Source organism: Hymenobacter jeollabukensis (assembly GCF_005771675.1).
Lineage (GTDB): Bacteria > Bacteroidota > Bacteroidia > Cytophagales > Hymenobacteraceae > Solirubrum > Solirubrum jeollabukense.
The window spans coordinates 147127-173021 of the sequence record NZ_VAJM01000005.1 but is presented as its reverse complement, the minus strand read 5'-3'; the positions used below and the strand labels follow the sequence as shown (position 1 = coordinate 173021).

Annotated in this window: 21 protein-coding genes; 15 read left to right on the top strand and 6 right to left on the bottom strand. The window is 65.5% G+C overall.

Annotated elements, in window-relative coordinates; translation table 11 throughout:
• Position 1: 1 nt before the first annotated feature.
• On the bottom strand, positions 2-1771 hold the full coding sequence (gene polX / locus FDY95_RS12895) for a DNA polymerase/3'-5' exonuclease PolX (protein WP_138078179.1): 1770 nt from the start codon (positions 1769-1771) through the stop codon (positions 2-4).
• Between the two features lie 126 nt (positions 1772-1897).
• Between polX and FDY95_RS12890 the strand changes: the two genes are divergently transcribed.
• From FDY95_RS12890 to FDY95_RS12870, 5 genes are all read left to right on the top strand, one after another.
• Entirely contained in the window at positions 1898-2284 is a 387-nt protein-coding gene (locus FDY95_RS12890; protein ID WP_246074023.1) for a hypothetical protein, read from the top strand.
• Positions 2285-2615: 331 nt separating this feature from the next.
• Positions 2616-3050: a hypothetical protein gene (locus FDY95_RS12885; protein ID WP_138078177.1), complete on the top strand. Its 435-nt coding sequence runs from the start codon at positions 2616-2618 to the stop codon at positions 3048-3050.
• Between the two features lie 138 nt (positions 3051-3188).
• Positions 3189-3596: an EVE domain-containing protein gene (locus FDY95_RS12880; RefSeq protein WP_138078176.1), complete on the top strand. Its 408-nt coding sequence runs from the start codon at positions 3189-3191 to the stop codon at positions 3594-3596.
• Positions 3597-3851: 255 nt separating this feature from the next.
• On the top strand, positions 3852-5378 hold the full coding sequence (locus tag FDY95_RS12875) for a hypothetical protein (protein ID WP_138078175.1): 1527 nt from the start codon (positions 3852-3854) through the stop codon (positions 5376-5378).
• 68 nt (positions 5379-5446) lie between these two features.
• Positions 5447-6007, top strand: coding sequence for a DUF4252 domain-containing protein (locus FDY95_RS12870; protein WP_138078174.1), 561 nt, complete (start codon positions 5447-5449; stop codon positions 6005-6007).
• A gap of 374 nt (positions 6008-6381) precedes the next feature.
• Here FDY95_RS12870 and FDY95_RS27080 read toward each other — a convergent pair whose 3' ends face one another.
• Entirely contained in the window at positions 6382-7851 is a 1470-nt protein-coding gene (locus FDY95_RS27080) for an OmpA family protein (RefSeq protein WP_138078173.1), read from the bottom strand.
• A gap of 261 nt (positions 7852-8112) precedes the next feature.
• Positions 8113-9405 carry an aminopeptidase P N-terminal domain-containing protein gene (locus FDY95_RS12860; protein ID WP_138078172.1) on the bottom strand — a complete coding sequence of 431 codons (1293 nt, stop codon included), beginning with the start codon at positions 9403-9405 and terminating at the stop codon, positions 8113-8115.
• A gap of 133 nt (positions 9406-9538) precedes the next feature.
• Here FDY95_RS12860 and FDY95_RS12855 point away from each other — a divergent pair, with 133 nt between their 5' ends.
• From FDY95_RS12855 to FDY95_RS12825, 7 genes are all read left to right on the top strand, one after another.
• Complete coding sequence (locus tag FDY95_RS12855) at positions 9539-9982, top strand: hypothetical protein (protein WP_138078171.1); 444 nt, start codon at positions 9539-9541, stop codon at positions 9980-9982.
• Between the two features lie 122 nt (positions 9983-10104).
• Positions 10105-10506 (top strand): hypothetical protein, encoded by a 402-nt coding sequence (locus FDY95_RS12850; protein WP_138078170.1) that lies wholly within the window; start codon positions 10105-10107, stop codon positions 10504-10506.
• 70 nt (positions 10507-10576) lie between these two features.
• A complete protein-coding gene (locus tag FDY95_RS12845; RefSeq protein ID WP_138078169.1) occupies positions 10577-11629 on the top strand; it encodes a glycosyltransferase family 9 protein in 1053 nt (350 codons plus the stop codon).
• 474 nt (positions 11630-12103) lie between these two features.
• Entirely contained in the window at positions 12104-13351 is a 1248-nt protein-coding gene (locus tag FDY95_RS12840; protein ID WP_138078168.1) for a M16 family metallopeptidase, read from the top strand.
• 5 nt (positions 13352-13356) lie between these two features.
• A complete protein-coding gene (locus tag FDY95_RS12835) occupies positions 13357-13821 on the top strand; it encodes a YDG/SRA domain-containing protein (protein WP_138078167.1) in 465 nt (154 codons plus the stop codon).
• Positions 13822-13975: 154 nt separating this feature from the next.
• On the top strand, positions 13976-14626 hold the full coding sequence (locus tag FDY95_RS12830; protein WP_138078166.1) for an O-methyltransferase: 651 nt from the start codon (positions 13976-13978) through the stop codon (positions 14624-14626).
• 115 nt (positions 14627-14741) lie between these two features.
• Positions 14742-17768, top strand: a complete 3027-nt coding sequence (locus FDY95_RS12825; protein WP_138078165.1) for a TonB-dependent receptor — start codon at positions 14742-14744, stop codon at positions 17766-17768.
• A 207-nt stretch (positions 17769-17975) separates the two neighbouring features.
• Here FDY95_RS12825 and FDY95_RS12820 read toward each other — a convergent pair whose 3' ends face one another.
• Complete coding sequence (locus FDY95_RS12820) at positions 17976-19148, bottom strand: MFS transporter (RefSeq protein ID WP_246074022.1); 1173 nt, start codon at positions 19146-19148, stop codon at positions 17976-17978.
• Between the two features lie 320 nt (positions 19149-19468).
• Here FDY95_RS12820 and FDY95_RS26960 point away from each other — a divergent pair, with 320 nt between their 5' ends.
• Entirely contained in the window at positions 19469-21844 is a 2376-nt protein-coding gene (locus FDY95_RS26960; RefSeq protein ID WP_138078164.1) for a LysM peptidoglycan-binding domain-containing protein, read from the top strand.
• 145 nt (positions 21845-21989) lie between these two features.
• Complete coding sequence (locus FDY95_RS12810) at positions 21990-23207, top strand: NAD(P)/FAD-dependent oxidoreductase (protein WP_138078163.1); 1218 nt, start codon at positions 21990-21992, stop codon at positions 23205-23207.
• 83 nt (positions 23208-23290) lie between these two features.
• On the opposite strand, the gene FDY95_RS12805 is transcribed toward FDY95_RS12810, so the two are convergent.
• Positions 23291-24358, bottom strand: a complete 1068-nt coding sequence (locus FDY95_RS12805) for a fatty acid desaturase family protein (RefSeq protein ID WP_138078162.1) — start codon at positions 24356-24358, stop codon at positions 23291-23293.
• A 288-nt stretch (positions 24359-24646) separates the two neighbouring features.
• Between FDY95_RS12805 and FDY95_RS12800 the strand changes: the two genes are divergently transcribed.
• On the top strand, positions 24647-25069 hold the full coding sequence (locus tag FDY95_RS12800; RefSeq protein WP_138078161.1) for a hypothetical protein: 423 nt from the start codon (positions 24647-24649) through the stop codon (positions 25067-25069).
• A gap of 13 nt (positions 25070-25082) precedes the next feature.
• Here the strand turns inward: FDY95_RS12800 and FDY95_RS12795 are convergent, their stop codons facing one another.
• Entirely contained in the window at positions 25083-25832 is a 750-nt protein-coding gene (locus FDY95_RS12795; protein WP_138078160.1) for a DUF6683 family protein, read from the bottom strand.
• Positions 25833-25895: the final 63 nt, after the last annotated feature.

Below are 25895 nucleotides of genomic sequence, written 5' to 3'. Positions count from 1 at the left end.
GTTAGCCGAACAGCGGGCCGTAGTCCACCGGTTTCTTGGCCGGGGCCGGGCTGCCGAATTTCACGGCTTTTTCGCGGCGCTGGCGGAAGTACTCAGCCAGCTCGTCCACGGGCAGCGCGTTCAGGGTCATGGCCGCCGTCAGGCCGCCTTTGCGGCCCTGCAGCACGCCGTAGCGCATGTCGGCGTAGCCGTCGGTGTGGTGGGCGTCGGGGTTGATGCTCATGCGCACGCCCTTTTCCAGGCAGCGGCGCACCCAGTGCCAGTCGAGGTCGAGGCGCCAGGGGTTGGCGTTGATTTCGATGGCCACGCCGTGCTCGGCGCAGGCATCGATGACGGCTTCGTAGTCGAGGGGGTAGCCTTCGCGGCGCAGGAGCAGGCGGCCGGTGGGGTGGCCCAGCATGGTGCAAAAGGGGTTCTGAATGGCCCGCAGTAGCCGCTCGGTGGCGCGCTCCTGGTCCATTTTCAGCCCCGAGTGCACCGAGGCCACGATGAAGTCGAATTCGGCCAGCACTTCGTCGGGGTAGTCCAGCGAGCCGTCGGCCAGGATGTCGGACTCAATGCCCTTGAAGATGCGGAACGGGCCCAGCTCCTTATTGAGCTGCTCGATTTCGCGGTGCTGCTCGCGCACCCGCTCGATGCTCAGGCCACCGGCGTAGTGCGCGGCCCGCGAATGGTCGCAGATGCCGAGGTACTGGTAGCCGTTGTCGCGCAGAAACTCGGCCATCTGGCGCAGGGAATGGGCGCCGTCGGAGTAGGTGCTGTGGTTGTGCAGGGAGCCGCGCAGGTCGGCGTCGGTGAGCAGGGCGGGCAGCTTGTGGGCCGCCGCTTCCTCGATTTCGCCCTGGCCCTCGCGCATTTCGGGCTCCACGTACTGCAGGCCGGCGGTTTCGTAGATGGCCTGCTCGGTGAAAAAACGGGTGCTTTTCACCAGCCGCCGCAGCGTGGGCGCCGGCGCCTTGGCCGGCAGCGGGGCCGTGAGGTGGGCTTCGGATCCAGTCTGCAGAAACAGGCAGCCGGCAAAATCCTCCGGCTTGCTCAGCTGCACGTCGATGCGCGCGCCCGACTGGGCGGCCGTGCCGCGCCAGGCAAACGGGCCCGAGGTCAGGTCGTCGGCCGCGAGGCCCTCAATGCCGTTCAGGATTTCGTGGGCCTGCCAGGGTTGATTGGTGCCCACCACCACGCGCACGGTTTCGACCACGGGCAACCCGCGGCGCACTTCGCCGGCCACGGCCACTTGCTCGATGCGCAGCCCGTTTTGCAGCAGCTCTACCAGCTGGCGGCCCAGCGCCTGGCCCTGGTTGATAAGCACCTTGCCCCTGCTCTGGGCGGTGAATTCCAGCGCGGCCAAGATGGCGTCCTGGGTTTTGGCCCCGAAGCCCTTCAGCCCGCTGATGCGGTTTTGCTCGGCCGCCTCACGCAGCGCGTCCACCGACTCCAGGCCCAGCTCCCGCCACAAAGCCCGGATTTTCTTCGGGCCGATGCCCTTGATGTCGAGCATTTCGACCACGCCGGGCGGAGTGGCTTCCTGCAGGCGGGCCAGCTCGGGGAAGGTGCCGGTACTCAGCAGCGCCTGCGCGGCCTGGGCGGCGCTTTTGCCGAGGCCGCCCTTGGTGGTGAATTCGGCCGGGGCGAGGTCGGCCAGGGGGAAGTCGAGGCGGTCGACGGCGGCGGCGGCGCCCTCGTAGGCGCGCACTTTGAAGGGGTTTTCGTCGTGCAGTTCCAGCAGCTGGGCCATCAGCCGGAAGGCACGAATCAGGGCGCGGTTGTCCAAGGCAAATCGGGGGTTTGGGGCGGTAAAGCTACTACGCAAAACGCGGCGCGGGCGCCGGCGCCGGGCGGCAACTTCCGCCCGAAGCCGCGCCGCTTGCGTATGTTAGGGCCCATGCGACTCCCCGCCTTGCTTTTCGCCGTCTGCAGCGTCCTGCTGCTCGCCAGCACCTGCCGCCCCGACACCGCCACCAGCGTGCAGCAACAGCAGCTGAACCTGCTCACCCGCACCTGGCTGCACGCCCACGAAGAAGACCAGGGCGACGTGCTGGTATACCGCCCCAACACCTACAACTTTCCGCCCTCGCGCGGCCGCACCGGCATGGCCTTCGACCAGAACGGCCTGTTCACGCAGTACGACATTGCCCCCACCGACGGCGTGCAGGGCCGCAAGGGCCAGTGGATGGTGATGGACGAGCACACCCTGCGCATCACCCTCGACGACAAGCAGGACCCGGCCTACCTGCTGGAAATCGTCTCACTGGACAACAACCTGCTGAAGGTGCGCCGGAAATAGAAATAAAGGCAGCTCATCAATTTCTCAGTTCTCAGACGTGCAAGCAAGTATTAATTTACTGACTTAATTCTTCTGCCTCTACCCTTGCCCGGCCGTTGCTGGCTTTGTCTTTCTCCACTTAGGGTTCCGTGGCAATATAGCCCAACCTCAATGAGCTTCTGCGGTATATTCTTGCCGTGCCGAACGGGGAAAGGCTTGCTCTGCTCCATTGCCGGCCATTACACCGACCTCGTAGCGGAAAGATATTTTTTATACTGGTACAACTTCTCATAAGAAAATTGAATCTTACCTATGAGAAGACCTCATTCATCTTTCACCAAATTTTTGGATTATGAATCGGATCATTACATGCGTAGCCGCAGTTGCATTGCTGGCAGGCTGTAGCAAGCAGGAAAACGTGGAGCCCAGCCTACTCCATACGCAACTTGACCACGACGCTTTCACCAAATTGACCGGTCACGGCAGTTGGGTACAGATCCGCCACGGTGATACCCTCATGCTAGCCCCGGAGCACACCACCATCCGCGAGGTCAACGGACAGAACACGTTTGTATCCGATTACCCGAACGACTTGTTCCGTTACCATTTCAACCGCGACTGGTCGGTAGATGTGCAGATCAACAACTGTGTGCACAGCTCCACGTCTTTTTCCATCACGGGCAACATGTTCCGCCTGCCTGGCGGCGAAACCCGGCAGGCTGATGTCAACGCGCCGCTGCTGTGCGTGAATGATAAAGGCGTATACATCTTATTGAAAAACAACTAGTAGCCGCAGCCTAGGCGCCTTTTCGGCAAACGCGGCGGCCAGGTTTCGACTGCCGCGTTTGCCGAAGAGGCACTTGGCGGCTCTATCGCCCAGCCCACGGCCGGTAGCATCACGCTGATTCCCTGCCTAGCTTGCGGCATGAATTTTTGGCTCGTTAAATCCGAACCCTCCACTTACTCATTTGCCGATTTGGAGCGCGACGGCCGCACCGACTGGACCGGCGTGCGCAACCACCAGGCCCGCGCCTGCCTAGCCCGCATGCAGCCCGGCGACCTGGTGCTGGTGTACCACAGCGTGACCGATAAAGAAGTGGTGGGCGTGGCCCAGGTGGTGGGCGCCCCCGCTCCCGACCGTACTGCCGAAGCCGGCTCCCCCTGGGTAGCCGTGGATCTGGCCCCGCACCAGCGCCTGCCCCGCCCGGTCCCGTTGGCCGCCATCAAGGCCGATGCGCGCCTGCAGCAAATCGGACTCCTGCGTCAGTCGCGGCTGTCGGTGATGTCGCTCACCCCGGAGGAATTCGACGTGGTGCTGGCACTCGGGCACTAAAAAAAATCGGCTCACATGTTTTCGACGGCCGGCTTGCAGCACTGCGGGCCGGTCGTTTGGTTTTGGAGCCCGCTGGCGCGTTGACACATGGTTGTGCAGGCTTGCTGGCCGCTCCTGCCGTTCGAAATAACGGGGCCACGTATGGAGTCTGGCCGCTTGGCGCATCCAGCAGGTACTTCCCGTTGCGGCGGTGCGGCTTTTGGTCCGTTTTGCCGTATTTTAGCTATCTGCCTCCCGCGTCGTTTTCCCACCGTCATGCTCCGCCTTTCCACGCTCCTGCTGCTCCTGCTGAGTCCGTTGGCGTTGCGGGCCCAGCTCACGCCTACCCAGCCCCGCCGCCTGGAGCTGCCCCTCGACCCGGGCACCAGCGACGTGCGCGTATTGCCGCTGGCTGATACCACCGTGGCCGTCTTCGTCGAGAGCACCGCCGGCAGCTCGTTTCGCCCCGAATACAGCTTTCAGCACTTCGACCGCGACCTGCGCCCGCTGCGCAACCTGCCGGTGAAGGTGGACCGCGAGTACCGGCTGGTGCAGGCCACGGCCGCCGCGCCCTACGCGTTTGCCCTGTTCGAGTCGGAATATGTAGCTTCTAAGTTTCAGGTGTTTCGGCTGGATCTGCGTACGGGCGAGGTGGAGGGATTCTTATTCGACACCAAAACCGTGGAGGACCTCTACGACCTGGAGGTGCTCGACGGCAAGCTCTTCGCCACGGTGCAGGTGCAGCGCCACCTCACGGTGCTCCACATCGACGTAGACCAGGAGGAATTCCGCCTGCTGCCGGCCGTGTACGAGTCAATTCCAACGGAAGTCACCTTCCTGCCCGATTCGGCTACCCAGCGCGCGGGCTACGTGGTCAGCCAGTCGAACGGCTTTTTGTCGCGGCTGCAGATCAAGCAGCTCTCGGCCCAGGGCCAGCTGCTGGCCTCGCGCTTCATTCAGGCCGAAAGCGGGCGTGGGCTCATCACGGCCCAGCTCAGCCCCGGCGACAGTACGCAGCGCCTGGTGGCGGGCACCTACACCCTGCGCGACCCGCGCTACTCGCAGGGCCTGTTTGCCTCCAATCTGCCCGGCGACCCGGCCCTGCGCCCCCCGCTGCGCTTCTACGACTTCGCGGTGCTCAAGCACTTTTTCGACTTCATGAAGCCGCGCCGCGCCGCCCGCCTGCGTGCCCGCAGCGCCGAGCTGCGCGCCGCCGGCCGCGAACTGCGCCTGCGCTACCGCATCCTCACCCACCGCATGATTCCCTTCCGGGACGGGTACGTGCTGGTGGGCGAGGTGTATTACCCGCAGTATCGCACCGGCAACTCCTACTACGGCTGGTCGGGCATGGCCCCGCGCTACTACGACAGCTACCGATCCAACCTGACGCAGCGCAACCTGGATGGCTACCGCTCCACCCACGCCGTGGTGTGCGGCTTCGACCGCTACGGCACCCTGCTCTGGGACAATACCTTCGTGCTCAAGAACGTGGAGCAGAACACGCTGACCGAAACCGTGCGCCTGCGCCCCCTGGCCGACGGCCAACGCCTGGTGCTGGCCTACCTCGACAAAGACAAGCTCCGCTACAAAATCGTGGACGGCACCACGACCTCGCCCAACGACCTGGAGGCGCCCATCCAGACCAACGCCGAGGGCAAGCACGAGAAGACACTGGACACCGAGCAGCAGGGCGTGCTGCCCTGGTACGGCAGCCGCTTCCTCACCTACGGCTACCAGCGCGTGCGGCCCGAGCACGGCAGTGCGCGGCAGGTGTTCTTCCTGAACGTGGTGGCCTTCGACTGAGGCGGCGGGCACATCCCCGGCCGCCGGACGCGCGTAAGCAGGGCTTCCAAACCTACCATTTCCTGCTTATGAACCTCCGACTCCTCCGTTTCTGGCCCTTGCTGGTGCTGGTGTGGCTGGGCGCTTGCCGCGCCGCCGGCCCCGAAAAGCCCGCCCGCACCGTGGCCGAGTTTTTCAGCAAGTACGAAGGCCGCTCCGGCTTCCGGGCCACCACCTTCCAGCCCGATTTCCTCACCCGCATCCTGCTGGGCCGCCTCGGTAACCTGACCGATGCCAGCGCCGTGCAGGCCCTCACCAACGTGCGCAGCATCCGGGCCCTCACCTTTGCGCCCACTTCGGCCAGCTCGCGTGACCTGACGGAGCGCGGCCTGCTCAACGAGGTGGACGGGCTGCTGCGCAACGAGCGATACGAACCCATCCCGACCAAGGACGCCAGCGCCGGCAACGCCGCCTACCGCTACGCCGTGCGCCGCTCCGGCGACAAAATCAAGGAAGTGGTGGCTACCGGCCGCCAGACCGACGCGCCCGACTCGTTCATCATGCTGGCCATCAGCGGCGACTTTACCCAGAGCCAGCTGGAGCAGCTGCAGAAGATTCTGCCCGGCCTCTCGGGCGAAATCACGAAGTAGCATTCCGGCATTTCGTGCGTGAAGCCCCGGCTGCTTATTCGGCAGCCGGGGCTTTTTTGTTTTGGCAAGGCCTCGTTAATAGCCTGCAAATCCGAACGTCATCCTGAGCAGAGCGAAGGACCTTCCTCGCACCCTGCACCGCCGCTGCCGACGAAGTGCCAACGCTTTTCCAGCAACGCCGAGACGCAGCCACTATGCCCGCACAATCGGGCGTTGGTGGCTGCGTCTCGGCGTTTGTGCAGGGTTCGAGGAAGGTCCTTCGCTCTGCTCAGGATGACGTTCGGATATGAGGCCGTTGCGTTTGCAAAGACAACAAAAAGCGGCGCCCCGAAGCTCGGGACGCCGCTTTATCACGCTAGGCGCAGGGGGCCGGGCTAGGGCTGCGGCGTGGTGCCGCCTTCCTGGCCGGGGATGTAGAACTCGAAGCGGAACTCGACGCGGCGGTTCTTGGCCATGTTGGCCGCGTTGGAGTTGGGCGCGGCCGGGGCCGATTCGCCCATGCCCAGGGTCGGGATGCGAGCCGCGTCGATGCCCTTGCCGGTGAAGTACTGCTTGGCCGAGGCGGCGCGGCGCTCCGATAGGCCCTGGTTGTACTCCTCGGTGCCGCGCGAGTCGGCGTGGCCGACGATGCGCAGACCGTACTCGGGGTGCTGCTGCAGGGCCTGCACCATCTTGTCGAGGGCCGGGTACGAAGAGGGCAGGATCTGGGTGCTGTTGGTGCGGAAGCGTACGGGCTGCTCCAGCTTGCGGATTTCGGCCGGGATTTCCGGGCAGCCGAGGGCGTTGACCTTGGCACCGGCCGGGGTGTTGGGGCAGCGGTCCTGGGCATCGGGCACGCCGTCACCGTCCGAGTCGAGCGGGCAGCCGTTGGCATCCACCTGGGTGCCGCGCGGGGTGTCCGGGCATTTGTCGTTTTTGTCGGCTACGCCGTCACCGTCGGCATCGGGGCAGCCGCGCAGGGCGGCGGTGCCAGGCTGGTCGGGGCAGTCGTCTTCGCCGTCGGCCACGCCGTCGTTGTCACGGTCGGGGCAGCCCTGCAGCTCCGGCTTGCCGGCTTCGGTGGGGCACTTGTCCTGGTAGTCGGCCACGCCGTCCTTGTCGCCGTCGAGCGGGCAGCCGTTGGCGTCCACGGCCACGCCGGCGGGCGTGTTCGGGCACTTGTCTTTGCGGTCGGGCACCCCGTCGCCGTCGGTGTCCTTGGCTTTGCCGAGGCTGATGTTCAGGCCCACGGTGTGCTGCAGAAACCGGTCGTCCCACTTGTTGTCGTCGCGGGTCGGGTCGCCGTCGAGGTTGGCGTTGAGCGGAATGTGCTGCCCGGTCTGGATGAAGAGGCCCACCGTCTCGCCGAGGCGGAAGTTGATGCCCGCCGCCCCGAACAGGTCGAAGTAGCTCTTGTCCTCGTCGGTGCGCGTGCCGTTGAACGTGCCTTCGCGGCTGGTATAGGTCCAGCCCGGGGCGGCCAGCAGGTAGGGCTGCACCACGGCGTCTTCCTTCAGGGCCCAGCCGTTGTTGAGCTTGAGCTTGAGGCCCAGGTTCACGTTCACCACATTGGTGTTAAAAGCCGTTGGAGCCATTACCGTGGTGAAGCGGCTGCCCTTCAACTCCACGTAGTTGGCGTGCAGCCCCAGGTCGAGGCCGGAGGAGAGGTAGCGGTTAATGGAAATGCCCGGACCGTACTGGCTGTCCTTGAGCTGCCAGTAATTGGAGCCGAGGTTGCCCTTGTACTGAAAAGCGCTGCCATTCAGGCCAATACCCCATTTTTTGTCGGCGGTTTGCGCGTGTCCGCGTGGGGTGGCCGCCAACAGCGCCAGACCCAGGACAACAGGGGTTACGAGGTGTTTCATAGAGGAAACGGTTAGGTTGAACAGAGCAGAATGGTGCGGCCGGCAAGCCGCCCGGCACCACGCATTAATGCCTGCCTATACCCTCGCTACGGCCTTCAAGTTGTATTAAAACGCAAGTTTCAATCGGCGCCTTACAGATAAATCACAGATCGTCAACCCATAACGCAACCAACTCAGCATTGTCCAGCAAAACCAAAAAAGCCGGGCCGCCTTCCCCGCGAGGAAAGCAGCCCGGCTTGGCAGCAGACACCCGAGCGGCGCTTAGCCGCGGGCCATCAGCCGCTCGATGTCGTCGGCTTCCAGCGGAATGTCGGCCATCAGGTCCTCGCACTGCGAGCGGGTGATGACCACATCATTTTCCAGGCGGATGCCCAGGCCTTCCTCGCGGATGTAGATGCCCGGCTCGACGGTGTAGACCATGCCCGGCTCGAAGGTGCGGTACTTGGCGCCCACGTCGTGCACGTCGAGGCCGAGGTAGTGCGAGGTGCCGTGCATGAAGTACTTCTTGTAGAGCGGGGCGGCGGGGTCCTGGTTGTTCACGTCGCCCTGGCTCAGCAGCCCGAGGCCGATGAGCTGCTCTTCCATGAAGCGGCCCACGCCGGCGTGGTATTCCTCGATGTTGTTGCCGGCCACCAGCTGCGACTTGGCGTACTGCATCACGCGCAGCACCGCGTCGTACACCTCGCGCTGGCGCTTGGTGAACTTGCCGTTGACGGGAATGCTGCGCGAGAGGTCGGCGGCGTAGTTGGCGTACTCGGCGCCGAAGTCGAGCAGGATGACGTCGCCGTCCTTGCACTCCCGGTCGTTGCTCACGTAGTGCAGCACGTTGGCGTTTTCGCCCGAGGCGATGATGCTGCCGTAGGCCGGACCGCGCGAGCCGCTGCGGATGAACTCGTGCACGATTTCGGCCTCGATTTCATATTCCATCACGCCCGGCTTCACGAAGCCCAGCAGGCGGCGGAAGGCATTGCCGGTGATTTCGCAGGCCTTGCGCATCAGCCGGATTTCCTCCGGGTGCTTGATGGCACGCAGGTGGTGCATGATGGGCGCGGCGCGCTTGTAGTCGTGCAGCGGATACTGCTGGCGGATTTCCTGGAGGAAGCGGGCGTCGCGGGTCTGCACCTCCACCACGGCGCGGATGTGCTCGTTGGCGTTCAGGTACACGTGCTCGGCCTCGTTCATCAGCGCGGGCAGCACCGATTTGAAGCTGTCGAGCCACATGATGGTCTGGATGCCGGACTGCTCGCGGGCCTGCGGCTTGGTGAGCTTGTAGCCTTCCCAGATGAGAATATGCTCGCTGGTTTCCTTCAAAAACAGGATTTCGCGGTACTGGGGCAGCTTCGCGTCGGGGAAGATGACGAGGATGCTTTCCTCCTGGTCGACCCCTGAGAGGTAGAACAGGTCGTTGTTCTGGCGAAAGGCCATGGTGCCGTCGGCGTTGGTCGGCATCACGTCGTTCGAGTGGAAGATGGCCAGGGAGCCGGGCAGCAGCTGCCGCTCGAAGTTGCGGCGGTTGTGGGTGAAGAGGTCGGGCGAGATGGAGCCGTAGCGCATGGAAATCGGGGAAAGATACGGGAAGGACGGCCGCCGGGGCCGTCGGCTGCAAGTTAGGCGGATTGGGGAAAGTGGCTTTGGTTGCGCGGCGGCTCCCGTATCTTTCCCCTGCTGCCTTCTTCTCTCCGGCCCGATGCGCACCGATGAATCTCTGCTGACCTCCTGGCTGCCGCGCCACCGCGTGCTGCACCTGTCCGGACGCAACCTACTGCTTGGTTTGCTGTGCGTGCTGGTGGGTCTGGCGTTGCTGGGCTGGTGCCTGTACTGGCTGAATGATGACCGTAACTATAAAATTGTAGCCTATTTGATGCTGCCAGTCGGGTTAGGCTTCGTAGGCCTAGGCATTGGCGTCGTGCTGCGGTTCCGATTCTGGCTGCGGCTCACTCAGCTCTTTTTTGGGTTCAGTGCGGCGGGCTGTTTTCTATCGGTTGTGTTTATGCTGCGGCTGGTCATATACTCGCCCCCGATTGACCTTTCTAGCTTACCGGTGTTGCTACCAATGCTAGTTGTGATTAGCGGCTTATGTGTAGTGCCCATCCGGGTAATACAGCGGTGGATGCGCGAGACGCACACCTAGCCACTGTCGGCCGCCCGGATACCTTTGCAGCTCATCTGTCTGTACCTGCTTCCGACCACCCAGCCCCACCCCAAATGCACCAGCCGGAAGGCCCCATAATCGAAGCCGCCGACCAGCCGCCTATGGAACCACCAGCTTCCCCGCGCCGGGGCCGGGGCTGGGCGGCGCTGGGGCTGCTGGGCTGCCTGGCGCTGGTGCTGTGGTGCAGCCACTGGCTGAGTTCCGCCCAGCTTTCCACCACCGCCGACCTTGCCACCGAAACCAACCAGTACACCGTGGCCCTGCTGCTGGCCTCGCTGGCCGTTGGCGGGCTGGGCATCAGCCTGAACCGGCTCTGGCGCGGGCGCTGGCTGCTGTGGCTGGGGCTGTTTCTCTTTATTACCGAAGCGGTGCTGCTAATTGGGGCGGGCGGGGTATTGCACTACCTGGGCACCGAAACGCCCACCACCACGGCGCTGCTGGCCGGGGGCCTCGTGGGCTGCCTGGGCCTGGGCTTCCTGGTGGTGCGCTGGCTGCGGCGGTAGCTGACCCGCATTTTCGGGGCGGCCCGAACGTCGGCGCCGCCAGTATCTTTGCCCCCCGCTCTGCCCGCCTATGCCCTCATCCGACGCCGCCGCGCCCATCCTGCTGATTCAGACCGCCTTTATCGGCGACGTTATCCTGGCCACGGCTTTGCTGGAGCGCCTGCACCAGACTGAACCCCAGACGCCCGTGGACGTGCTGGTGCGGCGCGGCAACGAGGGGCTGCTGCGGGGCCATCCGCACGTGCGCCGGGTGCTCGTCTGGGACAAGAAAGCGGGCAAGTACCGCGGCCTCTGGCGCCTGCTGCAGCAAATCCGCGCCACCGGCTACGGCCGCGTGTACAACCTGCAGCGCTTCGCCTCCACGGGCCTGCTCACCGCCTTTTCCGGCGCCCCCGAGCGCGTGGGCTTCGACAAGAACCCGCTGAGCTGGGCCTTTACGCGCCGGGTGCTGCACGGCTTCGCGCCGGGCCTGCACGAGGTGGGGCGCAACCTGGCCCTACTAGAGCCCCAGCCCGAAGGCCCGCTTACCCGCCCCCGCCTCTACCCCACCCCCGCCGACGAAGCCGTGGCCGAGCAGGCCGCCAGCCACGCCGCGGGCGGACCCTACGTCTGCATCGCGCCCACGTCGGTGTGGTTTACCAAGCAGTTTCCGCGCGAGCAGTGGGTGAAGCTGCTGCATGCCCTGCCGACGCACTACACCGTATTTCTGCTCGGCGGCCCGCCCGACACGGCCGAGTGCGAGGCGCTGCTGCGGGAAGCCGCGCGGCCGGGCGTGGTCAACCTCAGCGGCAAACTCTCCCTGCTGGCCTCGGCAGCCCTGATGCGCGGGGCGGTGCTCAACTTCGTCAACGACTCGGCACCCATGCACCTGGCTTCGGCGGTGGATGCTCCCACCTGCGCCGTGTTCTGCTCCACGGTACCCTACTTCGGCTTCGGCCCGCTCAGCTCGTTTGCCCGCATCGTGGAGTTGCCCGAGGAGCTGGAATGCCGCCCCTGCGGGCTGCACGGCTACCGCAAATGCCCGCTCGGCCACTTCCACTGCGCCCACGGCATCCGCACCAGCCAGCTGCTGGTGGCTCTGGCCGAGGCCGAAAAGTGGGCCGTGCAGACAACCGGGCGCTAGCACTGAAGCCGTCGGCTTGAGTGACAGTCAGCAGCGCAAGCAAAGGGTAACACCGGCCGTCATTGCGAGGCGTAGCCGAAGCAACCGCAGGAAGGCGTAGCCAATCCTTCCTCCAGTAGCACCGCCGAGACAATTCCTACTGCCCGCAAGCGGCCCCGCTCGAAACCGCAGACGCAAGATTTCGGGCTGCCGGGTTTTCGGGTGCGGCCAGTTGGACCGTCGTGCCACGAGAGGAACGATTGGCTACGCCTTCCTGCGGTTGCCGCGCTTGACTACGTCGACCTTCGGTTCGCTCGCAATGACGGTCAGTGAACCGGGGTTCAACTTCCGTGCGGCCAAACCGTTGATGGGGCTTACGGGTTATCTTTGCGCCCTATTATGCGGCGGGCCCGGACGGCCGCCGCGTTTCCCTTCTTTTGCTGACTTCGAACGCGTTGGCGGCCCGCCCGGGCGCCCCGCGTTGTTGCCCCTAGTATGCTCGACTACGATTTTCACGAATACCCCAACGGCATCCGGCTGCTGCACAAGCAGGTGCCCCACACCAAAGTGGCCCACTGCGGCTTCCTGCTCGACATCGGCTCGCGCGACGAGCGGCCGGAGCAGTACGGCTTGGCCCACTTCTGGGAGCACATGGCCTTCAAGGGCACCGAAAAGCGCCGCTCCATCCACATCCTGAACCGCCTCGAAACCGTGGGCGGCGAGCTGAACGCCTACACTACCAAGGAGAAAATCTGCTTCTACGCCTCCTTGCTGAGCACCCACTTCGAGCGGGCCTTCGAGCTGCTGACCGACCTGACCTTCCACTCCACCTTCCCGACCAAGGAAATCGAGAAGGAGCGCGGGGTGATTCTGGAGGAAATGGCCATGTACGTCGACGCGCCCGAGGACGCTATCATCGACGACTTCGACGCGGTGGTGTTCGGGGAGCACGCCCTGGGGCACAACATCCTGGGCACCCGGGAAAGCGTGTCGGGCTTCGGGCAGGCCGATTTCTTTCAGTTCCTCAAGGAAAACCTGCGCACCGACCAGCTGGTGTTCAGCTCCGTGAGCAACCTGCCTTTCGCCCAAGTGAAGCGCCTGGCCGATAAGTACCTGGCGCCGCTGCCGGCCCAGCTCGGGGCCCGCTCGCGCCAGCCCTTCGGCGCCTATGAGGCCCGGCAGCAGACGGAAGCGCGGCCCATCACCCAGGCCCACAGCCTGATCGGCTGCCCGGCCTACGCGCTGACGGATGCGCGCCGCCTGCCCTTCTTCATGCTCACCAACATCCTGGGCGGGCCGGGCATGAACTCGCGCCTGAACCTGGCCGTGCGCGAGAAGTACGGCTTCGTCTACAGCATCGACGCCAACTATGCGCCCTACACCGACACGGGGCTGTTCGGCATTTACTTCGCCACCGAAAAGGCCCGGCTGGAGCGCACCACTCAGCTGGTGCTCAAGGAGCTGCGCCTGCTGCGCGAAAAAGCCCTCACGACCTCGCAGCTGCACATTGCCAAGGAGCAGCTGATGGGCCAGCTGGCCATGGCCGAGGAAAGCAACGGCGGCATGATGCAGCTGCTGGGCAAGAGCACCCTCGACCTGGGCCGGGTAGAGTCGTTGAACGAAATCTTCGAGCAGATCCGGGCCGTGACGGCGCCGCAGCTGCAGGAGCTGGCCAACGAGGTCTTCGCCGAGGACAACCTGAGCACCCTGCAGTACGTGCCCGAATCGGGTAAGCGCCGCTAGCTGTCGTGGCCGCGCCCGTCTTCGGCCACGTCGGCTCGTACCTGCCGGGCGACGCGTTTCGCTCACGGCTGGAGCTGCGCCTGAGCGGGATGCACCGCCCGGTGCGGGCCGGCATTGCCGGCTCGCAGCACACCGGCGCCGAAAGCATCGTGTTGTCGCAGGTGTACGAGGACGACGTGTTCACGGAGGACGAAATCATCTACACCGGCCAGGGCGGGCGCGACCCGAAAACCGGCCGCCAGACCACCGACCAGACGCTCAACGACCGGAACCTAGCCTTGTGCAAAAGCCAGGAAACCGGCTTGCCGGTGCGCGTGCTCCGCAAAGTTCACGACGAAGAAAGCGGGGAATTGGTGTTCCGCTACGAGGGGCTGTACCGCGTGGTCGGGCACGCGTTTGAAACCGGCAAATCGGGCTTCGAGGTGTGGAAATTTCGGCTGCGACCGGCCCCAAACGGCCGCCCAGCGTGATGCGCCGTAAGGGCCAACCAGAAGAGCACAGGAGAGCAAAGCCCCACGCAGCAATCCATCTTTAGGCTGCCGCTAGTCCTGGATGACGCAACGGGCCTGCCGCCGTTCTGCCTTCCCCACGCCCTCCATTCGTTCACCCAATCTGCGGAAACCTATGAATCCGTCTGAATCCCAGATTCAGCAGTACGCCGACGCCCATACCTCGCCCGAGCCCGCGCTGCTGGGCCAGCTCGTGCGCGAAACCCACCTGCAGACGCTGATGCCGCGCATGCTCTCGGGCCACTTTCAGGGCCGGCTGCTGAGCATGCTCAGCCACATGATCCGGCCCCGGCGGGTGCTGGAGCTGGGCACCTTCACCGGCTACTCGGCCCTGTGCATGGCCGAGGGGCTGGCCGATGATGGCGAGCTGCACACCGTGGAGCAAAACCCCGAGTTGCGCAGTCGGGTGGAGCGCTACGTGCAGCAGGCCGGCCTGCAGGGCCGCGTGCATCTGCACATCGGCGACGCGGAGCAGATCATTCCGACGCTCGGGGAAACCTGGGACTTGGTGTTCATCGACGCCGACAAAATCCGCAACCAGGTGTACTACGAGCTGGTGCTGCCGCAAGTGCGCCCCGGCGGCTTCGTACTCATCGACAACGTGCTGTGGAGCGGCAAGGCCCTGCCCGACTACCCGCTGAAGCCCGCCGACAAGGACGCCCACGCCGTGCGCGCCTTCAACGACTTCGTGCAGCAGGACGCGCGGGTGGAAAACGTATTTCTGCCCCTGCGCGACGGGCTCTTGCTGGTGCGCAAGCGCGGCTAAACTAGCCGCCTGATCGAACCCGGCTTAAAAAAATCACCCTGCGTATACGACTCCCGGTTAAACACCGGCGTCGTTGGCCGGTCAATGGCCCCGCTGAGGGCTTCGCTTTGTTGATATGAAACACGCTTTAGGGTTACTTTTTCCGCTGGTGGTTGTCACGGCTCCGGCCCTGGCGCAGACGGTCCCGGTGTCGGGCCGGGTGCTCGATGCCAAGGACCAGGCGCCGCTGATCGGGGCCAACGTGCTGCTCACGCGCCTGGCGGCCGACTCGGCCCGCACCGGCGCGGCCGTAGAGCCGACCGGGGCCTTCAACGTGCCGGCCGTGGAGCCGGGACGCTACCGCCTCACGGTGTCGTTCCTGGGCTACCAGACCATCAAGCGGGCCGTAACCGTAAGCGGGCAGCCCCTGGACCTGGGCACCCTGGCCCTGACGGCCGGCGGCGTGACCCTGAAGGGCGTGGAAGTAACCGGCCGGGCCGCGGCGGCCATTCAGAAGGGCGACACGGCCCAGTATGACGCGCGGGCCTTCAAAACCAACCCCGACGCCAACGCCCAGGACCTCATCACCAAGATGCCGGGCGTGACGGTGGACCCGGCCACCGGCAAGGTGCAGGCCCAGGGCGAGCAGGTGCAGCGCGTGCTGGTCGACGGCAAGGAGTTTTTCGGCAACGACCCCGACGCGGTGCTCAAAAACCTGCCGGCCGAGGCCATCGACAAGATTCAGGTGTACGACCGGGCCTCGGACCAGTCGCAGTTTACCGGCTTCGATGACGGCAACCAGCAGAAAACCATCAACATCGTCACGCGGCCGCAGTACCGCAACGGGCAGTTTGGGCGGGTGCTGGCCGGCGTGGGCCAGGGCGGCGACAACCAGACGCGCTACCGCGCCTCGGGTAACCTGAACTCCTTCCGCGGCAAGCAGCGCTTCTCCATCATCGCGCAGACCAACAACGTGAACGAGCAGAACTTCGGCACCGACGACCTGCTGGGCGTGGTGGGCAGCTCGGCGCGCGGCGGGGGCGGCGGCCGCAACGGCGGCGGGGGCAACCCGGGTGGCGGGGGCGGCAACAACGCCTCGGGCAACTTCCTGGTGGGTCAGAGCGGCGGTATTTCCAACACCAACGCGGTGGGCCTGAACTACTCCGACAGCTGGGGCAAGAAAACCGACGTGCAGGCCAGCTACTTCTTCAACCGCAGCACCAACACCCTCAACAGCAGCACCAACCGGCGCTTCACGGCGCAGGATTCGCTGGGCCAGGCCCTGCGCTACCAGGAAGGCTCGCTCACGCGCAGCACCAACCTCAACAACCGGGTGAACCTGCGCCTGGAGCACAAGTTCGACTCGCTGAACTCGGTGCTCTGGCAGCCGCGCCTCTCGATGCAGAGCAACAACAGCACCAACCACCTCGACGGGGCTACCTACCGCGGGCAGCCCAATTCGGAAACCATCGGGGTGCTGCGCAGCAGCAACCTGAGCGACTACAAATCCAAGAACGACGGCATCAACTTCGGCCAGAACCTGCTTTACCGCCACCGCTTCCACACGCGCGGGCGCACCTTCTCGCTGGGGCTGAACATGGGCTACAACACCCGCGACGCGGAAAACTTCCTCAACTCCGTCAACGACGACTACACCCGCTCGGGCACCGGCGGCGTGCCCAATACCTCGCGCACCGACCAGTACTCCGACCTGACGCAGGCGGGCTGGCAGTGGAGCGCCAACGCCAACTACACCGAGCCGCTAAGCCTGAAAAGCCAGTTGCAGCTGAGCTACAACGCTAACTACACGCCCAACGACTCGGACAAGAAGACTTATAACCTCAACGGCCCGACCGGGGAGTACACCGTCTTCAACCCGGCCTTGAGCAACGTGTTTACCAGCCGCTACCTGACCAACGCGGGCGGCATCAGCTACCGCTACAACGACAAGGAGCTGCAGTGGTCGGTGGGCGCGCAGGTGCAGCACGCGCAGCTGCGCAACGACCAGGAGTTTCCGCTTTCGACGAGCACGCGCCGCAGCTTCCTCACGGTGCTGCCCAACGCGCAGGCCCGCTACAACTTCTCGCGCCAGCAGAACCTGCGCCTGAACTACCAGATGCGCACGCAGGCGCCGAGCATCAGCCAGCTGCAGGAGGTGGTGAACAACTCCAACCCGCTGCAGATTACGACTGGCAACCCCAACCTGCGCCAGGAAAACACGCACAACCTGTTCGTGCGCTACTCCTCGGCCAACGTGGAAAAGTCGACCTCGTTTTTCGCGCTGATCGGCGGCTCGTACACCAGCAACAACATCACCAACAGCACTCGCATCTTCAGCTCGCCCACGCCCTACCGCGGCGTCATCGTGCCGGCCGGCGGGCAGGTGACCGAGCCGGTGAACCTCAACGGGCAGTACTCGCTGCGCACCTTCGGCAACTACACCCTGCCGCTGACCTTCATGAAGTCGAACCTGAACCTGAACGCCAACGCGAACTTCGCGCAGACGCCGGGCCTGGTTTCCATCAACCGCGACGCGGGCCAGCAGCTCAACTACAGCCGCACGCCCAGCTTCGGCTTCGGGGCGGTGCTCAGCTCCAACATCAGCCCCAACCTGGACTTCACGCTCTCGTCGAACTCCAGCCAGACCTACGTGCGCAACACGGCCCAGACCACGGCCGATCGGGAGTACTTCCGCCAGAACACCAACCTGCGCTTTAGCTGGATTGTGGTGAAGGGCCTGACGGTGCAGTCGGACGTGGCGCACGTGGCCTACACCGGCCTCTCGGCGGGCTACAACCAGAGCTACGTGCTGTGGAACGCCTCGGTGGGCAAGAAGCTGTTTGCCCGTCAGCAAGGCGAAATCAAACTCTTCGCCTTCGACATCCTGAAGCAGAACAACAGCATTCAGACCAACTCGACGGCGGCCTACGTGGAGGACGTGCGCACCAACATTCTGACGCGCTACGTGATGCTGATGTTCACCTACAACATCCGCAACTTCCCCGGCAACAAGGGCGGCACGCCCGACCTGGACCAGCCCCAGCCCGAGCGCCGCGGCAACTTCCCCGGCGGCCGGCCGGGTGGCTACCCCGGTGGCGGCCAGCCTGGCGGCTTTCCGGGCGGCGGCCCCGGCCCGGGCGGCCCTCCCGGCGGCCCTTACTAGCATCATAAAAAACCGGCCCGGCTACTCAGCCGGGCCGGTTTTTTATAGCTGGTGCGGTAGTGCCTTACTCAGCGGGTAATTGGTGAATCGAGGGTTACTCCAGCTCCGTGACGGGCACCGGCTGCGGAACCGAAGTAGGCGCCGCCAAGGCTAGCTTCCGCGTCACCACCAAGCTCACGCGGTAAATCAAGATCACGCACACCAGTATCACCCCGGCCACCACGTAGCCCAGCACGTCGTAGTGCTGCAGCGGGCTGGTTTTGTCGGGCTGCTGCACGATGAAGCCCGCCGCCACGGCCGCCAGTCCGCCACCTGCTGCAGGGAGGCCGTGATGCTCATGTAGGCGCCGCGGTCTTTCAGCTCGGGGATGCTGGTGTTGAGGGCCGTGGCCGGCACCATGCGGCTGGTGATGCCCATGAACATGACCACGTTCAGCAGCACCACTTCCCAGAACGGCGCGGGCCCGAGGCTGGTGTAAATCAAGATAACCACCATGGCCAGCCCCGAGCCGCCCGCAAACAGCCAGAACTTGCTCACCCGGTCGCTGAGGCGGCCCACCAGCGGCATCACCACCAGCGAGGAGCAGCCAGTGAGCAGGTAGAGCAGGGGCAGCTGCGCGGGGCTGATGCCCACGTTGTTGATGAGAAAAGCGCTGCCGAAGGGCATGAGCATGAAGCCGCCGATGGCCAGAAACGCCGTGGCCGCGAAGCCCGTCTGGTAGGTAGGGTTGCTGACGGTGCGCCACAGGTGGCCGAAGGCGTCGGGCCGACCGGTTTGCAGGCGCAGGTGGGCATCCACCGGGCGCATGCGCAGCCACACCGCCGCCCCGATGAGCAGGGCCAGCCCCACGATGAGCAGGAAGGGCGCGTGCCAGTCCCAGTGGTTGGCCAGGTACAGCGCCAGCGGAATGCCCAGCACCTGGCTGCCGGCAAAGGCCATCTGCACCACGCCCATCACCCGGCCGCGCTGGTGCAGGGCAAACTCGTCGGCAATGATGGCCAGCGAAATCGAGCCGATGACGCCGCCGAACAACCCTGCCACCACCCGCGCGGCCAGCAGCAGCGGGTAAGTGGTAGCCAGGCCGCAGCCCAGGGTGCCCAAGATGAAGCCGGCGTAGAAGAACAGCAGCAGCTTTTTGCGGTCGAACCGGTCGGCAAAGCCGGCGGTGAGCAGCCCGGAGGCGCCGGCGCTGAACGCGTAGGCCGACACGACGAAGCTGAACTGCGAGGGCCGGATGGTCAGGGCTTTCATCAGCGCGTCGCCGAGCGGCGAGAGGACCATGAAATCCAGGATGATGGTGAACTGGAGCAGGGCCAGGATGGCCACCAGAAATTTCTGGTAGCCGCTGAAGCCGGGGGCAGCGGACGTGGTTTCTTCCATATAGCTCGGGTTGGGGCAGCCGGGCCGGAGCGGGCCACGGGCGCAGGGCGGTAGGGTTGCTGACGCGGCCGGGGGCGAAATACTTTGCCGCGGCGGGCAAAAAATGGCAGCTGGCGGGGCGCCGCGGCGGTCAGGGCACCAAGATACATCCGGCGTTCCAGCCGATGGCCCCCTGTTTCGCCGATTCACCCTTTTCCGGGCCGCTGGCTTGACTTTCAGCCGAATCAGGGCCCGGCGGCGCGAATTTTTCGCCTACTTTGTAAGCTGAGGGGTCGGCGGCGGCGCAGTGCCGGGCTGGTCCCGCCCGTTTTCGACTGCTTATGAAACGACTGCTGCCCGTTTTGCTCGTGGCTTTGCCGCTCGTGGCTCCCGCCCAGCGCCAGCCCGCCACGAAGCCCGTTGCCGCCGCCGCCCCGGCCACGCTGCCGGCCCTGCCCGTTCCCGCCGAAGTTCAGTTTGCCGGCCTGCGCCTGCGCCTCTCCGACGGGGGCCGCGCCGCCGTGCAGCAGAAAGTCGACGCGCTGCGCCGCCACCCCGGCTCCTACCAGCAGCGTGTGGCTGCCGCCGACGCGGCCTTCCCCATCATCGAGCGCGTGTTTCAGGAAGAAGGCGTGCCGCTGGATTTCCGCTTCCTCTGCATCCAGGAAAGCGGCCTGCAGGGCGACGCGCAGAGCATCCACGACGCCATCGGCTACTGGCAGTTCAAGCGCGAAGCCGCCACCGACTTCGGCCTGGAAGTCAGCGACGACGTGGACGAGCGGAAGCACCTGGTGGCCGCTACCCACGGCGCGGCCAAATACCTGCTGCGCAGCCAGCGCATGTACCAGAACTGGCTGCACACGCTGCTGAGCTACAACCTGGGCCTAACCGGCGTGAAGCCCTACACCCTGCCCACCGACGCCAACGCGACGGAAATGCAGATTACGGAGCAGACGCACCCCTACGTGCTGACCTTCCTGGCCCACAAGCTGGCCTACGAGCCGGCCATCGGCACGAACCCACGCCCGGCCATGCGGCTGCGCGAGTACCCGGCCATTACCGGGCAGCCCTTGGCGGTGCTAGCCCAGGCCATTCAGACCTCGCCCGCTGAGCTGGCCAAGTACAACCGCTGGCTGCTGGGCGCGGCCGTGCCCGCCACCGGTAAAACCTACACCGCGCTGGTCCCGGTGACGGACTCCTTGCAGCTGCTGGCCATGTCGGTGCAGCAGCGGCAGGTGGCCACCAAGCTCGTCACCGCGCCCCAGACCGACGCCCGCAACGCCGCCTACGTGACGGTGAACGGGCTGCGCGCCGTGGTGGCCCTGCCCGGCGAAACCAAGGAAGACCTGGCCCGCCGCGCCGGGGTGAAGCTGCGCAAGTTCATGCAGTTCAACGACCTGATGCCGTTCGACAACGTGGTGGCCGGGCAGCCCTACTTCACCCAGAAGAAGCGCGACAAGGCCGACGTGGAGTACCACGTGACCCAGCCCGGCGAATCGGTGGTGACGGTGTCGCAGAAGTACGGGCTGCGCGCCAAAGCCATCCGGAGCAAAAACCGCATGGCCGGCAACGAGCCCCTGCAGCCCGGCCGCGTGCTCTGGCTGCAGCACACCCGCCCGCGCGCCGTGGCCGTGGAGTACGTGCAGGATAAAACCGGCGCCGTGGCCGCCGCCATGGAGCGCCCCACCGGCACGCCCGCCCCCGCCCCGACTCCGGCCCCCGCGCCGGCCGCCAAGCGTAAGCCCGCCGACGCGGAAGTCTACACCGGCCGCACCGCCGCCGCCCAGCGCGTCATCGACGACGCCCCGGAAGCCGGCCAGGACAGCTCGCGGGTGGGCGGCCTGCTCGGCAAGCTGAAGCGCCGCTCCGACGCCGTGGCCGACGAGCCCACCGACACCACCGCCGACGCGGCCGTGGAAACCATTAACGAAGTAGCCGCGGCCACCCCCGAAGCCGCTCCCGCGGCGGTGCCTGCTCCGCCGGCCAAACCCAGCCGCACCCTGTACGGCGGCGCGGCCGATGCGCAAACCAAGCTGCCGACCTCCGCCCCGCTGGCCGACGAGCCCGCCGGCACTGCTTCCGATGAGGAACCTGTTCCGGTCGCGCCCAAGCCGGCCGTTAAAGCTCCGGTCAAGCCCGCGCCACAGCCGGTAGCCGCAGCTCCGGCACCTGCAGCAACGCCCGCAGCAGCCAAACCCGCCGCCACCACGCCAGCACCGGTTCCCGCTCCGAAACCGGCGGCTCCGCGCCCGACTTCTGCCGAACCGACGATGACGCCCGGCACCGGCTGGCCCGTGCCGGCCGACGGCCTGCACACGGTGCAGCCCAAGGAAACGCTCTACGCCGTGGCCCGCCGCTACAACCTGCGCCCGGCCGACCTGATTCAGTGGAACGCGCTGCCGCCCAACCCCGCGCTGCAGCTGGGCCAAGTGCTGCGCCTGACACCCCCGGCCGGCGCAGCCGCGGCTACGGCCGCCAAACCAGCAACGTCCACCGCCAAACCCGCTGTACCCGCGGCCAAGCCAGCTACCGCCGCTGCGAAACCGGCTGCTCCGGTAGCGGGCACCGTCAAGCACACCGTGGTGGCGGGCGAAACGATGTACAGCATCTCGCGCAAGTACAACGTGAAGCCCGAGCAGATCATGCAGTGGAACGGTAAAACCGCTCCGGCCGTGCGCCTGGGCGAGGTCCTGACCGTGCAGCCGGCGGCTAAGTAATTCCTTGCTTCCGATGCCAAAGGCCACCCTCCGGGGTGGCCTTTTTTGTTTGGGTCCGCTGGAGTGCTAGTCAACGGCGGGGCCGGCTTCGCCGTAGGAAAAGCCGAGCGGCGGTGCCAAAACTGCCCTTTACTCATCCATCCGCATGATTCTGACTACCGGCCAGCCGTTCTGGCTTACCGAGCAAGGCCTTGTCCGTTACCCCACCCTGGCTGATGACCTGAGCTGCGACGTGGCCATTATCGGCGGCGGCATCACCGGGGCATTTCTGGGGTACTACCTCACCCGCGCCGGGCTGCGCGCCGTGGTGCTCGAAGGCCGCTACGTGGGCGGCGGCAGCACCTCGGCCAGCACCGCCATGTGCCAGTACGAGCTGGACGAAGACCTAATCGACCTGCGCGACAAGCTCGGTACGCAGCGCGCCAACGACGCCTACCTGGCTAACGTGTACGCCGTGCACGAGCTGGGCCGCCTCTGCCGCGAGGAGCTGCCCGACAGCTGCCGCTTTGAGGACTGCCGCAGCTTCTACCTGGCCAGCCGCGAGCGGGACGTGTCTCATTTGGCCGACGAAGGCGAAGCCCGCCGCGGTATCGGCATCGACGTGGAATTTTTGCCGCAGGACGAGCTGCTGCGCCGCTACCACCTGCAGGCCCCCGCCGCCCTGCTCTCCGGCGACACGGCCCAGGTCGACCCGTACCGCCTGACCCATACGCTGCTGGCGGCGGCCATGAAGCAGGGTCTGCAGGTATTTGAGCGCACCCCGGTGCAGCACTGCGCCACCGAAACCGACGGGCAGTCGGTGACCGTGCACGCCGGGGAGCGGCGCGTGCGGGCCCGGCACGTGGTGGTCTGTACCGGCTACGAGGCCGAAAACCTGGTGCCGCGGGATTTGGTGAACCTGCACTCCACCTACGTGGTCATCAGCCAGCCCGGCGAAATGGCCGCGCTGCCCACCGGCAACGCTCAGATCTGGGAAACGGCCCGCCCCTACCTCTACACCCGCACCACCGCCGACGGCCGCATTATGGTGGGTGGGCGCGACGAAGTGGTGAAAAATGCCACCTTCCAGAATACAGTGCTGGAGCACAAGGTGGACAAGCTCGAAAAGCAATTCCAGGGCCTCTTCGATGAGCCCCCGACCTTCACCCGCGACTTCGTGTGGGCCGGCGTCTACGGCGAAACCGACGACGGGCTGCCCTACATTGGCCCGCACAAGGACTTCCCGCGCACCTACTTCGCCCTCGGCTACGGCGGCAACGGCACCACCTATAGCCTGCTGGCCGCCGAAATCATCCGCGACGCCCTCACCGGCGGCCGCCACCGTTACCACGACACCTTCGGCTTCGACCGGGTGGGCGGTTGAAGCCAACACAAAAAAGGCAGCCCGCTGGGGCTGCCTTTTTTATTCTTCGCCGTGGCCTGACCAGGCGCAACAGGACTTTACGCCTAGGCGGCCACCAGCTCCGGCTGTCGTTTCTCGATGCGGCGGGTGCGGCTCTTGAGCAACTCAATGACCTCGGTCTCCGACTGGTACCGCTCGCCCAGGTTCACGAAGTGCTTGGCCATCAAATCGTAGCGCTTCAGCATCAGCCAGGCAAACACGTGCAGGAAGTGGATGCCGTCGAAGACAATGGCGTCGTTCTGGATGTACTTAGGCAGATCTTTCTGGAAGGCCGCCGGGTGCTCGGTCCAGTGGCGGGCCGGCCGGATGTGGTGGCTGGCGTGGTAGCCGTCGTTCCAGCACTTGTGGTTGTACTTGGTGTTGATGCAGGTGATGCTGTTGGTGTAGTCGTTGCCGGGGTCGTTGCCGTCGATAAAGGCGTGCTGGGTCCAGTTGCCGAGCATCATGATGACGCGCGAAATCAGGAAGGGCAGCACGAACACTACCAGGGTCGCCTGCCAGTTGACCAGCCACAGGCCCACGCACAGCAGGGCGTACAGAATCTCGCCGCGCATGGAGCGAAACAACAGCTTCATCTTGCGCTTCTTGATGAAGTAGTGCGCCAAGTGAAAAATACCGACCGTGATAAACGTGCCCAGGTAGTGCGCAAAGCCCCGCAGGGAGTCGCGCTGATAATACATGGTCGAGCTTTTGTCCTCTTCCAGATTGTTCTCGGCGTGGTGCATGCCCAGGTGGTGGGCATAGTAGGTTTCCGGCGTCTGCCCGAAAAACGGGCCGATAACCCAGGGCAGGTAGTGGTTTAGAAACCCGTATTCCTTCTTGAAAAAGGCACGGTGGCTGGTGCAGTGCAGCATCAGCCCGAACGGGCCCTTGAAGGTGATGTTGTTCAGGAACAGGTAGGCCACGGCCGCCGGCCACCACGCCCAGCCGGGCAGGCCCGGCACGAACAGCAGCGCCGCCAGCGGCAACAGCGTGGCCGTAATCTGCAGCGTGAGGTACACGAACGGCAGGTCGCGCTTATCGTTGATCAGGCTCACCAGCCACTGATTAGTGGCAGAGCGTTGGGCCGGCTCCCGATACGTCGGGTCCGTGAGGGCAGTTAATGATTTCATGGGCAGCAATCCGACGCGCTGGGCGGCCGGCATCAGTGGCGAAAGGGCTGATGGGGAAATGCATCGGATTCGCAGCCTGTAATGAAAAGGGACGACGAAGCGTAAGCAGGTGAGTGTGCGACGTAAGGAGCCGGCCAGAAAGCCGGGTGCAGAGGGGCGGGTATAGGTCGGGGAACCTACGCCCAAGGTACGGGTTTTGCTACGAACCGCCGGGCGAAGCTCCCCGGCCGTTCGCGGCCGGGCCCCACGCCGGGGCCGTACCTTTCCTACTTCTCTTCCGCCTGGCTTATGCGTTACCTGCTTGCTCTGCTGCTCCTGGCCGCCACACCCCTGGCGGCTCAGTCGAAAACCCCGCTGCCCACCACGCCGCTCACCACGGCGGGCCGCGTCACGCAGTACTACCAGGATTACCTGGCCCGGCTGCGCGAAGTGTACTTCGCCACCGGCGACCCGCGGGCCACGGCGCTGCTGAGCACCGCCACCGAAGAGCTAAGTGCCCGGCGTCGGGGCCTGCGGGCTGAGCTCAAGGCCGCGGGCACGGCCACCGTAGCGCCGCCCCCGACCTGGGCCCCGGAGCTGGCCGAGCTGCTCAAAACGCCCCAGGCCGCTAAGTTCGCCGACCGCTGCCGGCGCAACCCGGCACTGGAAACGGCCTACCAGCGTTTCGTGGATGCCGGGCTGGATAAGCTGACCCCGGCCGAAAGCCGCTGACCGGATCAGCCCCTTATTTCCGGGCGAAGCCTTGGTTGGTGAGCGTGAGGGCATTTACATCGAGTCCGAACCGCCGCTGCAAGGTGCTGGCCACGTTGCGCCGGAAAGCCGGCTGCGTATTGGGGGCGCCCTGCGAGCCGACGTAGAGCAGAGCGGTTTGCAGCTTCATGTATTCGCCCAGGGCGGCGGCCGTGGTGGCGGGTTTGCCGGCCAGGGAGCGGCGCACGGCCGGGGCCAGCTGCGTCCGCACGGCCCCCGACTTGCCGGCCGGCAGCAGCGCCTCGCCAGGCACCGCGCCGTGGGCCACCTGGTAGGTAGCCACCAGGTAAGCGGCGTACGCATCGGCCACGTCGTTTTCGCGCAGGCCCGAGCCGCTCAGTAGCTGGCGGTAGAGAGTAGTGTAGTCGGTGGTGCCGCCCGGCCCGAACGCGGCCGTGAACTGCTGGGCCGCGGCGGCCGGCTTGCCTTCGTTTTGCGCGGCCAGGGCCTGCTGGCGGGCCGTGGCGCTGGGGCTGTAGGTGGTGCTGGTGGCTTTCGTCGCCGTGCTGGTGCGGCCACTGGCGCCTTTACTCCGGTTTGCGTTGCGCACGGACGCCTCAATGGCGTTGTTGGCAAGCAGGGTGGTGGTCTGGCTCAGCACGCTGCTGGTGAAGTTGTCCATAATCAGGTCGACCGATTGCTGCGCGTGGACGGCGGGTTGAGCGCCCAGCAGCAGGCCGAAGCTCAGCAAGGGTACCCAGCAGGCTTTTACAGAGGTTTTCATCGGGAAGCGGCAATAATAGTCCTGCTGGCTGTACGCTTCAGCTCGGAGCCGGTTGGCACGAGC

Bases quoted from the DNA above. Each gene is read 5' to 3' on its own strand.
- FDY95_RS12795 (WP_138078160.1), bottom strand. From the start codon at position 25,832: ATGAAAACCTCTGTAAAAGCCTGCTGGGTACCCTTGCTGAGCTTCGGC.
- FDY95_RS26960 (WP_138078164.1), top strand. From the start codon at position 19,469: ATGAAACGACTGCTGCCCGTTTTGCTCGTGGCTTTGCCGCTCGTGGCT.
- FDY95_RS12820 (WP_246074022.1), bottom strand. From the start codon at position 19,148: ATGGAAGAAACCACGTCCGCTGCCCCCGGCTTCAGCGGCTACCAGAAA.
- FDY95_RS12830 (WP_138078166.1), top strand. From the start codon at position 13,976: ATGAATCCGTCTGAATCCCAGATTCAGCAGTACGCCGACGCCCATACC.
- FDY95_RS12885 (WP_138078177.1), top strand. From the start codon at position 2,616: ATGAATCGGATCATTACATGCGTAGCCGCAGTTGCATTGCTGGCAGGC.
- FDY95_RS12810 (WP_138078163.1), top strand. From the start codon at position 21,990: ATGATTCTGACTACCGGCCAGCCGTTCTGGCTTACCGAGCAAGGCCTT.
- FDY95_RS12880 (WP_138078176.1), top strand. From the start codon at position 3,189: ATGAATTTTTGGCTCGTTAAATCCGAACCCTCCACTTACTCATTTGCC.
- FDY95_RS27080 (WP_138078173.1), bottom strand. From the start codon at position 7,851: ATGAAACACCTCGTAACCCCTGTTGTCCTGGGTCTGGCGCTGTTGGCG.
- FDY95_RS12840 (WP_138078168.1), top strand. From the start codon at position 12,104: ATGCTCGACTACGATTTTCACGAATACCCCAACGGCATCCGGCTGCTG.
- FDY95_RS12805 (WP_138078162.1), bottom strand. From the start codon at position 24,358: ATGAAATCATTAACTGCCCTCACGGACCCGACGTATCGGGAGCCGGCC.
- FDY95_RS12875 (WP_138078175.1), top strand. From the start codon at position 3,852: ATGCTCCGCCTTTCCACGCTCCTGCTGCTCCTGCTGAGTCCGTTGGCG.
- FDY95_RS12870 (WP_138078174.1), top strand. From the start codon at position 5,447: ATGAACCTCCGACTCCTCCGTTTCTGGCCCTTGCTGGTGCTGGTGTGG.
- FDY95_RS12860 (WP_138078172.1), bottom strand. From the start codon at position 9,405: ATGCGCTACGGCTCCATCTCGCCCGACCTCTTCACCCACAACCGCCGC.
- FDY95_RS12855 (WP_138078171.1), top strand. From the start codon at position 9,539: ATGCGCACCGATGAATCTCTGCTGACCTCCTGGCTGCCGCGCCACCGC.
- FDY95_RS12845 (WP_138078169.1), top strand. From the start codon at position 10,577: ATGCCCTCATCCGACGCCGCCGCGCCCATCCTGCTGATTCAGACCGCC.
- FDY95_RS12850 (WP_138078170.1), top strand. From the start codon at position 10,105: ATGGAACCACCAGCTTCCCCGCGCCGGGGCCGGGGCTGGGCGGCGCTG.
- FDY95_RS12800 (WP_138078161.1), top strand. From the start codon at position 24,647: ATGCGTTACCTGCTTGCTCTGCTGCTCCTGGCCGCCACACCCCTGGCG.
- FDY95_RS12825 (WP_138078165.1), top strand. From the start codon at position 14,742: ATGAAACACGCTTTAGGGTTACTTTTTCCGCTGGTGGTTGTCACGGCT.